General features: G+C 39.7%; 18 protein-coding genes and 1 pseudogene. 10 read left to right on the forward strand and 9 right to left on the reverse strand.

The annotated features are described in order from the left end of the window. On the forward strand, window positions 1–341 hold a 341-nt coding region (locus tag ARSQ2_RS01140), incomplete at its 5' end, for a transposase (protein ID WP_181994078.1). On the opposite strand, the gene ARSQ2_RS01145 is transcribed toward ARSQ2_RS01140, so the two are convergent. Next, the gene (locus ARSQ2_RS01145; RefSeq protein ID WP_181994079.1) at window positions 332–460 is read right to left on the reverse strand and encodes an IS630 transposase-related protein; all 129 of its coding nucleotides are present in this window, start codon (window positions 458–460) and stop codon (window positions 332–334) included. The two genes, ARSQ2_RS01140 and ARSQ2_RS01145, sit on opposite strands and share 10 nt — an antisense overlap. A 57-nt stretch (window positions 461–517) precedes the next feature. Between ARSQ2_RS01145 and ARSQ2_RS01150 the strand changes: the two genes are divergently transcribed. Further along, a complete protein-coding gene (locus ARSQ2_RS01150) occupies window positions 518–817 on the forward strand; it encodes a hypothetical protein (protein ID WP_181994080.1) in 300 nt (99 codons plus the stop codon). 123 nt (window positions 818–940) lie between these two features. Here ARSQ2_RS01150 and ychF read toward each other — a convergent pair whose 3' ends face one another. Both ychF and pth read right to left on the reverse strand, forming a co-directional pair. Then, the gene (gene ychF / locus ARSQ2_RS01155) at window positions 941–2,032 is read right to left on the reverse strand and encodes a redox-regulated ATPase YchF (RefSeq protein WP_181994081.1); all 1,092 of its coding nucleotides are present in this window, start codon (window positions 2,030–2,032) and stop codon (window positions 941–943) included. A gap of 122 nt (window positions 2,033–2,154) precedes the next feature. After that, a complete protein-coding gene (gene pth, locus ARSQ2_RS01160; protein ID WP_181994091.1) occupies window positions 2,155–2,745 on the reverse strand; it encodes an aminoacyl-tRNA hydrolase in 591 nt (196 codons plus the stop codon). A 295-nt stretch (window positions 2,746–3,040) separates the two neighbouring features. Between pth and ychH the strand changes: the two genes are divergently transcribed. Further along, window positions 3,041–3,298 carry a stress-induced protein YchH gene (gene ychH / locus ARSQ2_RS01165; RefSeq protein WP_181994082.1) on the forward strand — a complete coding sequence of 86 codons (258 nt, stop codon included), beginning with the start codon at window positions 3,041–3,043 and terminating at the stop codon, window positions 3,296–3,298. Between the two features lie 109 nt (window positions 3,299–3,407). Here the strand turns inward: ychH and prs are convergent, their stop codons facing one another. Genes prs through ARSQ2_RS01195 form a run of 6 tightly spaced genes read right to left on the reverse strand, consistent with a single transcriptional unit; the run spans window position 3,408 to window position 6,884 of the window. Continuing rightward, window positions 3,408–4,355 carry a ribose-phosphate diphosphokinase gene (gene prs / locus ARSQ2_RS01170; protein ID WP_181994083.1) on the reverse strand — a complete coding sequence of 316 codons (948 nt, stop codon included), beginning with the start codon at window positions 4,353–4,355 and terminating at the stop codon, window positions 3,408–3,410. Window positions 4,356–4,408: 53 nt separating this feature from the next. Next, entirely contained in the window at window positions 4,409–5,287 is an 879-nt protein-coding gene (ispE, locus tag ARSQ2_RS01175; RefSeq protein WP_181994084.1) for a 4-(cytidine 5'-diphospho)-2-C-methyl-D-erythritol kinase, read from the reverse strand. Then, entirely contained in the window at window positions 5,284–5,937 is a 654-nt protein-coding gene (lolB, locus tag ARSQ2_RS01180; protein ID WP_181994092.1) for a lipoprotein insertase outer membrane protein LolB, read from the reverse strand. Before lolB ends, ispE begins: the two co-directional genes overlap by 4 nt. Window positions 5,938–5,951: 14 nt before the next feature. Then, a complete protein-coding gene (locus ARSQ2_RS01185; protein ID WP_181994085.1) occupies window positions 5,952–6,125 on the reverse strand; it encodes a hypothetical protein in 174 nt (57 codons plus the stop codon). Then, window positions 6,065–6,595 carry an IS630 family transposase gene (locus tag ARSQ2_RS01190; protein WP_338078220.1) on the reverse strand — a complete coding sequence of 177 codons (531 nt, stop codon included), beginning with the start codon at window positions 6,593–6,595 and terminating at the stop codon, window positions 6,065–6,067. The genes ARSQ2_RS01185 and ARSQ2_RS01190 overlap by 61 nt, the downstream gene beginning before the upstream one ends. Beyond that, on the reverse strand, window positions 6,522–6,884 hold the full coding sequence (locus ARSQ2_RS01195; protein ID WP_181994086.1) for an IS630 transposase-related protein: 363 nt from the start codon (window positions 6,882–6,884) through the stop codon (window positions 6,522–6,524). The genes ARSQ2_RS01190 and ARSQ2_RS01195 overlap by 74 nt, the downstream gene beginning before the upstream one ends. A 180-nt stretch (window positions 6,885–7,064) precedes the next feature. On the opposite strand from ARSQ2_RS01195, the gene hemA reads away from it, so the two are divergent. From hemA to ARSQ2_RS12170, 7 genes and pseudogenes are all read left to right on the forward strand, one after another. After that, window positions 7,065–8,327 carry a glutamyl-tRNA reductase gene (gene hemA / locus ARSQ2_RS01200; RefSeq protein ID WP_181994087.1) on the forward strand — a complete coding sequence of 421 codons (1,263 nt, stop codon included), beginning with the start codon at window positions 7,065–7,067 and terminating at the stop codon, window positions 8,325–8,327. Window positions 8,328–8,356: 29 nt separating this feature from the next. After that, a complete protein-coding gene (gene prfA, locus ARSQ2_RS01205) occupies window positions 8,357–9,439 on the forward strand; it encodes a peptide chain release factor 1 (protein WP_181994088.1) in 1,083 nt (360 codons plus the stop codon). Next, complete coding sequence (gene prmC, locus ARSQ2_RS01210; RefSeq protein ID WP_181994089.1) at window positions 9,439–10,290, forward strand: peptide chain release factor N(5)-glutamine methyltransferase; 852 nt, start codon at window positions 9,439–9,441, stop codon at window positions 10,288–10,290. The genes prfA and prmC overlap by 1 nt, the downstream gene beginning before the upstream one ends. After that, window positions 10,274–11,083, forward strand: a complete 810-nt coding sequence (gene sirB1, locus ARSQ2_RS01215) for an invasion regulator SirB1 (protein ID WP_129109790.1) — start codon at window positions 10,274–10,276, stop codon at window positions 11,081–11,083. The genes prmC and sirB1 overlap by 17 nt, the downstream gene beginning before the upstream one ends. Window positions 11,084–11,129: 46 nt before the next feature. After that, window positions 11,130–11,984, forward strand: a complete 855-nt coding sequence (gene kdsA, locus ARSQ2_RS01220; protein ID WP_181994090.1) for a 3-deoxy-8-phosphooctulonate synthase — start codon at window positions 11,130–11,132, stop codon at window positions 11,982–11,984. 10 nt (window positions 11,985–11,994) lie between these two features. Continuing rightward, a pseudogene (locus tag ARSQ2_RS01225) lies at window positions 11,995–12,372 on the forward strand (TIGR01212 family radical SAM protein); the annotation flags it as partial. 35 nt (window positions 12,373–12,407) lie between these two features. Continuing rightward, window positions 12,408–12,524 (forward strand): IS630 transposase-related protein, encoded by a 117-nt coding sequence (locus ARSQ2_RS12170; RefSeq protein WP_238334238.1) that lies wholly within the window; start codon window positions 12,408–12,410, stop codon window positions 12,522–12,524. Window positions 12,525–12,527 lie beyond the last annotated feature (3 nt).

A 12,527-nucleotide genomic window follows, 5' to 3' on the forward strand; every position in this document is an offset into this window, starting at 1 on the left:
GCACAACGCTGTTTGCTATCGGATTATTTGATATCAATATTAACAGCGATGTTTTCTATGCATGGGTCACCCAAGTCCTTATCCCAGTACTTCGTAAAAACAGTGTAATCATGATGGATAATACAACTTTTCACAAGAAACAGAGTATTCAACAAGTCATCATCGATCCGGGGCATATGGTGGAATATTTGCCTACCTATTCACCAGATCTTAATCCAATTGAACATAAATGGGCACAAGCTAAATGCAAAAAAAAGAGTGCTCGGATGCGACACAGATATTTTGTTCGCACTCAATATGGTGTAATCAAAATTAAGTCGCTTAACTATATTTATATTTGATTAATGCAACGCGATACAGATGCAGAGCCAATCCGAAATTGCTTCGCTGTTTCTCGGATACTCAACTCTTCTTCCATCGTAAATATCACTTTACATCTAAAATCAATTGAATAGCTCATATAAATAATGTCATCAAAATTAAGTCGCTTAGCTATAATGGCGATATGTACGTGGATATGGCGTCATTACTGAAACCAGAATCTATCTCAAACCTGTATGAAAAGTTACATTTATCAGAAGGGGTGCAAGAAGTTGGAACCAGCAATCAATTTATTGATAGCTGTAATTACGATATTATTATCGGTCATAACAGTAAAGTGTCTACTTCAGATAAAGCTCATCCGACAGATCGTGTCTATCGCGTGGTATGGCAAAAAATTTGTGAGGCACTGTGGGAAAGAGGTTACACTTTTGGCACGCTTCCGGTAACCAAGGGTTGTAATCATAGTGATACTCAATTTTGCACTCGGCTTTGATTGAGCTAGCATAAAAAATTAAGCCATAATCAGTATAAAAGCCCACGCAAATTGCCTGGGGTTTTAGTGTTTTTGCCGTCTTTATAGATTGTGTTGAAAGATTATAAAACTGGCTAGAGTGAATCAAATATTAAACAAAAAGTTCATTACATCGCCATCTTGTATAATATAATCTTTCCCCTCGGCGCGCATTTTGCCGGCTTCTTTGGCGCCTTGCTCGCCGTTATAGTGAATAAAATCGGCAAATGAGATTGTCTGGGCGCGGATAAAACCTTTTTCAAAATCGGTATGAATTTTACCGGCCGCTTGTGGTGCGGTGGCATCAGCAGGGATGGTCCAGGCGCGAACTTCTTTGACCCCGGCAGTGAAGTAAGTTTTTAAATTAAGTAACTTATAACCGGCGCGGATCACACGATTTAGTCCCGGTTCTTCAATACCTAACTCAGCCATAAATTCGTCGCGTTCATCTTCATCAAGTTCGGCGATACCGGCTTCAACGGCCGCACATACTGGCAAAAGCACCGAGCGCTCTTTTTCAGCAATCGCCCGCACTGCATGTAGGTCGTGATTGTTGTTAAAACCATCTTCACTCACATTAGCAATATACATAGTTGGTTTGAGGGTTAAAAAGCTGAGATAGCGGATGGCGGCTTTTTCTTCTTTAGTTAATGCTAGAGTTCGTAGCATCTCTGCGTTTTCAAGATGCGGTAAACATTTTTTCAAAATGTCTAATTCAATTTTTGCTTCTTTGTGGCCACCTTTAGCTTTTTTCTGAATGCGATGAATAGCGCGTTCACAGGTATCTAAGTCAGCTAATGCCAATTCAGTATTAATGGTATCAATATCTGCTAGTGGATCAACCTGGCCGGCAACATGGATGATGTTATCATTATCGAAACAGCGAACAACATGGCCGATCGCTTCAGTTTCACGGATGTTAGTTAAAAATTGATTGCCTAAACCTTCGCCTTTAGATGCGCCTTTTACCAGTCCGGCAATGTCGACAAACTCCATTGTTGTCGGTAGTACTCGGTGTGGTTTGACAATTTGCGCCAATTGATCAAGACGAGGATCAGGCATCGGTACTACACCGGTATTAGGCTCAATAGTACAAAAAGGGAAGTTTGCTGCCTCGATGCCGGCTTTGGTCAGCGCATTAAAGAGCGTTGATTTTCCTACATTGGGCAGACCAACGATACCGCATTTAAATCCCATAAATATGTTACCTTAGTTTTTATCTGTTCAATCGCGTATCGCTAATTGATAAATATGAATGAATTTATCGATGATTATACACGTAAAAGTTAGCTTGCCGAAGATATGATGTAATAGTATTATTAACTCCATGGCTTAAAAGCGTGTAACTGATTTACTGCTTTATTAACGCCTTCATTAAGCAGAATCGGTGTGCAACGTATTGCTTCATCAATGGTATCATCGATTAATTTTTGTTCCTGTAGGGTGGGTTTATTCAACACAAAGCTGAAAACTTTATTTTTATCACCGGGGTGACCAATACCGATGCGTAAACGATAAAAATTAGGGTTGTTGCCTAGTTTATTTTGAATATCTTTAAGACCATTATGTCCGCTATTGCTGCCGCCTAATTTTATTTTGGCGGTGCCTGGCATTAAATCTAATTCGTCATGGGCGACAAGAATTTCAGCTGGCTTGATACGATAAAAACTGGCTAATGCTAACACTGATTGTCCACTAAGATTCATATATGTTGTCGGTATCAGTAAGCGAACATCATTGTTTGCCAAGTTGATCCTCGCGGTATGAGCAAAAAATTTACTTTCTTCTTTTAGTAATTGATTATGTTGTTTGGCTAATAATTCGACATACCAGGCGCCTGCATTATGCCGAGTCAGCGCGTATTCAGAACCTGGGTTAGCCAGACCGACGATCAGTTTTATGTTACTCACCATATTCTTTCACTATTGAGCAGTTTTAATTAAAGAACATAGCTTACCTTTTCTGACAACCGAGTACAAAAAGTTAAATTTGATGACAGTAAAATAGGTTGATCAGGTTAGCTGGATAATGGCTACTATTTTTTCAAAAAAAATAGTTTTATGTATAGATTTGTGAATAAAATATTATCTAATGTAATCATTTCATCAATCTAAGTCGGAAAACTATTACTATAATATAGCAAAGGAGTAGGTATTTTTATTATTCAATATTGTACATAGTGATAAGTATTTTGGAGGGTATGATATGAAAAGAAAACAGTCTTTTTTATTAGGTAATTGCTTGATGGTAACTGGCATGGCAATTATGGTGATCAGTATTGCATATAATATTTGCAATCATGTTTTTCAATTAGATCTACCCGAATATTTAGCAGAAATATCACTGATTAGTCTTTTTATTGCAGCTTTGATTTGGTTAGCTGGTGCCAGAGTGAGTGGTCATGAGGGCATTGCTGATCGTTATTGGTGGCTGCGAAATCTTGACGAGCGGCATCGTCGGTAATCTGTCTTAAAGTAAAGAAAAACCCCGTGATAAATATCAAAGGGTTTTCGGTATTACTAAGTTAATAAATGCGGCAGCTAAAAATTTAACTGAGCGCGTAATTTATTATTTAGTGCTCAAACATCGCTGAGATTGACTCTTCGTTGCTGATCCTGCGAATGGCTTCAGCCAACATGCCTGATAGCGTTAATAAGCGAACCTTATTGAGCTGTTTGATTTCAGCTGATAAGGGAATAGTGTCACAAACAACCACCTCATCAATGACTGAATCTTTAATATTAGCGACGGCATTCCTGGAAAATATGGGATGGGTAGCATATGCAAAGACCCGTTTAGCGCCTCGTTCCTTAAGTGCTTCAGCGGCTTTACACAAGGTACCACCGGTATCTATCATATCATCAATCAGTACACAGTCTCGATTAGCAACATCACCAATGATATGCATAACTTGGGAAACGTTTGCGCGTGGCCGACGTTTATCAATAATGGCCATATCGGTATCATTTAATAATTTGGCAATGGCGCGGGCGCGTACTACTCCGCCTATATCTGGTGAAACGACGATCGGATTGTCTAGATTTTGTTGTAGCATATCTTCTAACAAAATTGGACTACCAAAAACGTTATCTACCGGCACATCAAAAAAACCCTGGATTTGCTCGGCATGCAGATCGACAGTTAAGACCCGGTCAACACCGACACTCGAAAGAAAATCGGCCACTACTTTAGCGGTAATAGGCACACGTGCTGAACGTACACGGCGATCTTGACGTGCATAACCAAAATAGGGAATGACAGCGGTGATCCGACCAGCAGATGCACGGCGTAGTGCATCAACCATAACAACAAGCTCCATTAAATTGTCGTTTGTTGGCGCACACGTTGATTGTATGATGAAAATATCACCACCACGGACATTTTCATTAATTTGTACACTAACCTCCCCATCACTAAAACGACCAACCAGAGCGTCGCCAAGGCTCGTATACAGTCGGTTGGCAACACTTTGAGCAAGTTCCGGTGTAGCATTACCAGCAAAAAGCTTCATATCAGGCACGTAAAAAACCTCAGGCTTGCGTCTATAAAGATATTATCGACCAAAAAATATTATTATTGATGGTCTCGATATCTGGAAATCCCAGCGCGGAATGTATGCAAAGGAGACTGGTTAACGCCTTGCGCAACGAAATCCTGCACCCACTCTGGGGCTTTATTTAACACCTTACGGGCAGCAGCTTCAGTTTCGAATTCAGCAAAAACGCAAGCACCTGTGCCGGTAAGACGTGATGATGTATATTCTAGCAGCCATGAAATAAGCTCTTCAACCTGAGGGAAACGTTTTCTTGCGATTGGTTCACAATCATTTGCGTATGGCCCTTGTAACAATGGGCTTAACAAGCGTTTTGCGGAATTACGTTTTAATTCCGGATCAGCAAAAATTTGCTGGGTAGCAATATTTATTCCAGGGTGGGCCACTAAATACCATTTTTCTGCAGGACTGGCTGGCAAAAGTTGATCACCGATGCCTTGCGCGAAAGCGGCATGACCTATTACGAATACCGGAACATCGGCGCCGAGCTGACGGCCAAGCTCGGCTAGGGTATTATCATCAATATGAGTTTGCCAATGGTGATTTAAGGCAATCAATGTGGTTGCTGCATTAGAAGATCCACCTCCTAAACCACCACCGGTGGGTAATCTTTTTTTAACATAAATATCGGCACCTTGATGACTATCAGCGCGATCTACTTCAATGCAATAGCGCTGTAATAAACGCGCTGCTTTAACAATAAGGTTATTTTCTGCTGGCAGATTAGTAAAGGGTGTAAGCAGCCGAATTTGATTATCTTCACGTGGTTTGATAGTAATTTCATCACCATAGTTAAGAAATTGGAACAGAGTCTGGAGTTGATGGTAACCATCAGCTTGACGGCCGGTAATATAGAGAAATAAGTTAAGTTTTGCTGGGGAGGGCCAAGTTAATGTCATTCGTTTAGCGTCCAACTGTCCATTTTTAACTTAATACCTTGTTTACCTTGTGTTAATTCAATCTGGCTAGGTAGTTTAGGCCGACTATCCTGATGATAAGCAAGGTAGTTCAAATGCCAGGTTTCGCCATTTTGCCTATATTCGATGGTTTTTAACAGCCCATTTTCGTCTAGTGTGAATGATGTGGCATTAGTGGGTAAACCGATTAACCAATAGGGCAGGTTTTCAATTGGAATTTCCATACCTGTTAATTGATAAATCATCTGTGCTGGATGATGGTTGACATATTTTTTACCTTCTCTATCCATTAGCTGGGTAACGCCAGGGGTTACATTGAGCTCTAATTCTGTTGTCCCTAATGGATTGGTCAGTAACAGGCGGTAATTAGACAGCCTATATTGTTGCCAAAAGAATTTGGCATAGGTTTTATTATCTGGGCCAATATAGGCAAAAGCACCACGGGTTTGAAATTTTGTCAACTTGACCAGTTGCTGCTGGTGGTTTATCCATAATGGATTGGTTATTGAACCGTTTTTTTCAGTTGTTAATTGTTGATTGAATGTACATGCGGTCAAAAAAACAGCAATTAGTGGGATAAATTTGTAACAATAGTGACTTAAACTGGCAAACTGCTTGGCAATGAGTATCATTAAATATTTCCTATTCACACAAGTGGTATTAATTTGTTGATGTCGATCAGAAAATTATTAAGGTAAATGTAACTACAATTGGGAAAAATGCCCGAATTATAATTATAGCTAAGCGACTTAATTTTGATTACACCATATTGAGTGCGAACAAAATATCTGTGTCGCATCCGAGCGCTCTTTTTTTGCATTTAGCTTGTGCCCATTCATGTTCAATTGGATTAAGATCTGGCGAATAAGTAGGCAAATATTCCACCATATGCCCCGCATGGATGATGACTTGTTGAATACTCTGTTTCTTGTGAAAAGTTGGATTATCCATCATGATTACACTGTTTTTAGGAAGTACTGGGATAAGGACTTGGGTGACCCATGCATAGAAAACATCGCTGTTAATATTGATATCAAATAATCCGATAGCAAACAGCGTTGTGCCCAATAAAGCGCCGATAACATTTGTTCTTCCTTTAGCTCCCCAGTTCTTGAGACCAACACACCGTTGACCTTTCGGGGAATAGCCGTGAGTCCGCGGGGTATCGTGTGAAAAACCACTTTCATCAATAAAAACAATATGCTTGCCTTCTTTTTCATACTGTTGTTTTTTTGTTGAAACGTTTGTCGAGTGTTTTCGTCGGCTTTCGGATGACGTAGAGTTTTTTATAGGTCAATCCCATTTTTTTAAGAGCTTGCCAAATGGCCTTCTGACAAACGCCAAAACGCTCTGCACGCTCTTTTTGGTAAGCATCTGGATATTGTTCAACATCTTTTATCAACTCGGATTTATCGATTTTTCGCTGACGCGTAGTCGATGCTTTTGGCTCTATTTGATTAATCCAACGCGATACAGATGCAGAGCCAATCCGAAATTGCTTCGCTGTTTCTCGGATACTCAACCCTTCTTCTTCCATCGTAAATATCACTTTACGTCTAAAATCAATTGAATAGCTCATATAAATAATGTCATCACAATTAAGTCGCTTAGCTATATTCATTTGCTTAGTTTAACATCTTTAATTGCCTAGTTGCATAAAGTAGAATATACCTCAAAATTTCCTTATTAAAGTTATTGGTTTTATTTTTGTCTGCTTAACAGATGTTTAGAAACCATTTAGTTACTTGATTTAGCGAATATGACATTACTTGCACTCGGTATAAACCATAAAATCGCGCCTATAACGTTACGTGAACGGTTAATTTTTGGGCCGGAAAGAATTGAACACGCACTGGATAATTTACTTCAGCAGCCATTTGTTCATAGTGGCGTTGTGCTCTCTACATGTAACCGTACTGAGCTTTATCTATGCGTTGATTCAAAAGAATCCCTACAAGAGCAATTAATTGATTGGTTATGTAACTATCATCGTTTAAATTTAAATGATGTTAAAACAAGTATTTATTGGCACCAAGATAATGCTGCTGTTAGCCACTTAATGCGTGTTGCCAGTGGATTAGATTCATTAGTCTTAGGTGAACCGCAAATTTTAGGTCAAGTGAAAAAAGCATTTTCTAAATCTCAGCACTATACAAAGTTATCTAGTGAGTTGGATCGTTTATTTCAACGCTCATTTTCAGTTGCTAAACGTATTCGTACGAAAACCGAAATTGGTGCTAATGCGGTTTCGGTTGCTTTTGTCGCTTGTACGCTAGCTCGTCAGATTTTTGAATCACTGTCTGAATTGCATATTTTACTGGTCGGTGCCGGCGAGACTATCGAACTGGCCGCGCGCCATCTGCGTGAACATCATGCTAAACATTTGATTATCGCTAACCGAACTCGAGAACGCGCTGCACGTTTTGCTAATCATGTTGGTGCGGAAGTGATCACTTTAGCTGAAATTGATACCCGTTTAGCCGACGCGGATATTGTAATTAGTTCTACTGCCAGCCCTTTACCGATCATTGGTAAAGGGCTGGTTGAAAGGGCAATGAAAGTCCGCCGTAATAAGCCGATGTTGCTGATTGATATTGCTGTTCCGCGAGATATTGAACCTGATGTTGACAGATTAAATAATATTTATCTCTACAGCGTTGATGATTTGCATGGGATTGTGCAGCGCAATGTCGAACAACGGAAAATGGCGGCAGTTCAGGCTGAGCTTATTATTGAGCAAGAAAGTGCTTATTTTATGGATTGGTTGCGTTCTCAGTCATCAGTCAATACAATTCGTGATTATCGTGGTCAGGCAGAGCAAATTAGGGCCGAAATGGCAGAAAAAGCACTTGCTTCGCTTCGAAATGGTGCAGATAGCGAGCAAGTGATCAATCAATTGACCTATCAGTTAATGAATCGCCTGATCCACACACCAACCAAATCACTCCAGCAAGCAGCGACAGATGGTGATATTCACCGTCTTAATATTTTAAAAGATAGCTTAGGACTGGAGAAAAATTAAACTATCTTTAGTAAGGTCTAACATAACGAATGAAGTCTTCAATAATTGCTAAGTTAGAAGCATTGCAGGAACGCTACGAAGAAATTCAAGCACACCTGGTTGATGCTGAAGTGATCGCAGATCAAGAGCGTTTCCGGGCGTTGTCTAATGAGTATGCGCAGTTAACAGATGTAACCAAATGTTTTCAGTTATGGCGCACCATTCAGAAAGATATTGAGACGGCTGAAATATTATTGCATGATCCTGAAATGCGCGAGATGGCTCAGGACGAATTAAAAGAAGCGAGAAAGCGTAATGAGGAATTTGAACAACAATTACAGATTTTATTGTTACCAAAAGATCTTGATGATGAAAAAAATTGCTTTTTAGAAATTCGCGCCGGTACCGGTGGTGATGAGGCGGCAATATTTGCCGGTGATCTTTTTAGAATGTATAGCCGCTATGCTGAATCCCGTCGCTGGCGGATTGAAGTTATGAATGCCAGTGAAGGAGAACACGGTGGTTACAAAGAAATTATCGCCAAAGTCTCTGGTGATAGTGTATATGGTCGTCTAAAGTTTGAGTCAGGGGGACATCGTGTCCAGCGCGTACCGGAGACTGAATCTCAAGGGCGTATTCATACTTCTGCTTGTACAGTAGCCATTCTAGCTGAAATTCCAGCAACAGAGCTACCGGATATCAACCCTAGTGACTTAAGAATTGATACTTTTCGTTCATCAGGCGCTGGCGGACAGCATGTTAATACCACTGACTCCGCGATCCGTATTACCCATATTCCAACTGGAATTGTGGTCGAGTGTCAGGATGAACGTTCTCAGCATAAAAATAAAGCCAAAGCGCTGTCAGTTTTAGCTGCCTGTATTCGTGCATCGGAAGTGCAAAAACGCCGTGAAGAAGAAGCGTCTGAGCGCCGTAATTTACTCGGCTCAGGTGATCGTTCTGATAGGATCAGAACTTATAATTTTCCCCAAGGCCGCATTACTGATCATCGTATCAATTTAACTCTCTATAGTTTAGATGAAGTGATAGAGGGAAAATTAGATATGTTAATTCAACCGATTATTAACGAATATCAAGCAGATCAACTCTCTGCTTTATCAGAGCAGGATTAATGAATTATCAGTATTGGTTAGCCTATGCGGCTAATAAACTTTGCCATAGTGATAGCCCTAAACGTGATGCTGAAATTTTGTTGCAATATATAACCGGAAAAACACGGACTTTCCTTATTGCATTTGGCGAAACAGAATTAACCGTTAAGCAACAACAACAGCTTGAACATCTATTAGCTCGTCGGGCTAAGGGTCAGCCTATCGCCTATTTAGTAGAAGAAAAAGAGTTTTGGTCGTTACCAATGAAAGTTTCACCTGTTACGTTAATACCTCGTGCGGATACAGAGTGCTTAGTTGAGCGAGCATTACAATTATTACCAGAAAAGCAAGCAGTAAAAATATTAGATTTGGGGACGGGTACCGGTGCTGTGGCGTTAGCTTTAGCATCAGAATGTCCACAAGCGCAGATAGTTGGTATCGATATTAGTGATGCGGCAATTACGCTAGCCCAACTTAATGCAAATAATTTGGTAATTAATAATATCCAATTTTGCAAAAGTAATTGGTTTAGTTCACTACTTATTCAGCAATTTGATATGATTGTCAGTAATCCACCTTATATTGATGAATATGATCCACATTTACAACAAGGTGATGTGCGTTTTGAACCTAAAACAGCATTAATATCGGCTAATCATGGGTTGGCTGATATTCAATTGATAATTGAACAATCGTCTAATTATTTAGCTAATAAGGGATGGCTTTTACTCGAACACGGGTGGTTGCAGGGAAGGCAAGTAAGGCAGTTATTTTCCTGTCATCATTATCAACAGGTAGTAACTTTTCAGGATTATGGTGCTAATGATCGTATTACAGTAGGTCAATGGAAATGTGATGAAAACCATAGCTGATTTTGAATTTAATAAAGCACCACTGAGCGAAGGTATTATACTTGTTTCACGGATTATTCGGCCAGATTTTCCTGTTGAACAAGTGAATGCACAACTTAGGCTTCTAGTTGCCGAAGCAAGACAAACAATACAAGCTGATGATGATATAGAAACGCAAGTATCTATATTACTAAAGTTGTTTTATCGAGACTGGCTTTTTAGCGGTGTAACGGGGGTTTATTCGCTTTCTGACGCCCTTTGGCTGGATAAAGTGCTAATAGCAAGACAGGGGGCACCTGTTTCATTGGGGACAATTTTTTTGCATGTTGCCACTCAATTGCAGTTGCCGGTGATACCGATTATTTTTCTGACTCAGCTTATTCTATGTGTTCGCCGAGAAGATGGTACTTATTGGTATATTAACCCGATAAATGGTGAAACGCTCACCGAGCAGATGCTTGATTTATGGGTCAAGGGAACAATTAGCCCTTTTGCTCATCTGACGCGAAAAGACATAGAAGAAACTGCGCATAGAATTATCATACGAAAAATGTTTGATACAATAAAAGCAGCGTTGATGGAAGAAAAAAAAATGGAACAAGCGCTAAGAGTTTGTGAAACATTATTAATTTTTGATCCGAAAGATCCTTATGAAATACGTGATAGAGGACTTATTTTTGCTCATCTTGAATGTAATCATGTTGCCATTTCTGATTTAAATTATTTTGTTGAGCAATGTCCAGAAGATCCTGTTTCTGAAATGATAAAAATGCAAATCTATTCAATAGAAGGGCAGCAGATTATATTGCATTGATCATTAAAAATCGTCACCAATTTGCTGTCATAGAAAGGGTAAAAGCATGCAATATAAAGTAGTCGCCATTGATAATATCAAAGTGGCAAATAATCTACCATTTGTATTATTTGGTGGTATGAATGTGCTTGAATCGCGCGATTTGGCAATGAAGATTTGCGAACATTATGTCACCGTAATGGACAAGCTTAACATTCCTTATGTTTTTAAGGCTTCCTTCGACAAAGCGAACCGTTCTTCGATTCATTCCTATCGCGGCCCTGGGCTTGAAGAAGGAATGAAAATTTTTCAAGAAATCAAACAAACATTTGGCGTTAAAGTAATTACGGATGTTCATGAGCCAGCGCAAGCGGCACCGGTTGCTGAGGTGGTTGACGTTATTCAACTACCGGCTTTTTTAGCCCGGCAAACTGACTTGGTTGAAGCGATGGCCAAAACCGGTGCAGTCATTAATGTTAAAAAACCCCAATTTGTAAGCCCTGGACAAATGGGAAATATTGTTGATAAATTTAAAGAAGCAGGTAATGAAAAAGTTATTCTCTGTGATCGTGGGGTAAACTTTGGTTATGATAATTTGGTTGTCGATATGTTAGGCTTCAATATCATGATGAATGTATCAAAGGGTTCTCCGGTTATTTTTGATGTTACTCATGCATTGCAATGTCGTGATCCTTTTGGTTCTGCTTCCGGCGGTCGCCGTGCACAGGTTGGTGAGTTGGCGAGAGCGGGTATGGCAGTCGGTTTAGCGGGATTATTTCTGGAAGCGCATCCTGATCCGGCTAACGCAAAATGTGATGGGCCATCAGCACTGCCATTAGCAAAATTAGCGCCATTTCTTGAACAGGTTAAAGCTATCGATGATTTGGTGAAAAGTTTTGCCCAATTAGATACCGCTAATTAATTGTTATTTTATGCAGTTAAATGATGTTGTTACTATTTTTAACGCTGATCTTCAGCGCCGCTATGGTGAAAAAAATTCATAAGATCAGTTTGCACGGTGGTTTTAATTGCCCTAATCGTGATGGCTCCTTAGGGACGTGGCGGCTGTACCTTTTGCAATGTTGCTTCTTTTTCCGATTAGCAGCAACAGCAATTTTCCATCCAGCAACAGATTGCGCAAAAAGTAAAAAATCCATCGTGCTCAACGTTATCTGGCTTATTTTCAAGCTTATACCAATACTTATGCTGAAGTTTCAATTTTAAAGGCGTTATATCAACAGGCATTAAATCAGGCTAATATTGTTGGACTTTTTGTCGGTACGCGACCAGATTGTGTTTCGCAACCAGTATAGCTAAGCGACTTAATTTTGATGACATTATTTATATGAGCTATTCAATTGATTTTAGAAGTAAAGTGATATTTACGATGAAAGAAGAAGGGTTGAGTATCCGAGAAACAGCGAAGCAATTTCGGATTGGCTCTGCATCTGTATCGCGTTAGATT

Origin of the sequence: Arsenophonus endosymbiont of Bemisia tabaci Q2 (genome assembly GCF_902713415.1) — a bacterium.
Lineage (GTDB): Bacteria > Pseudomonadota > Gammaproteobacteria > Enterobacterales > Enterobacteriaceae > Arsenophonus.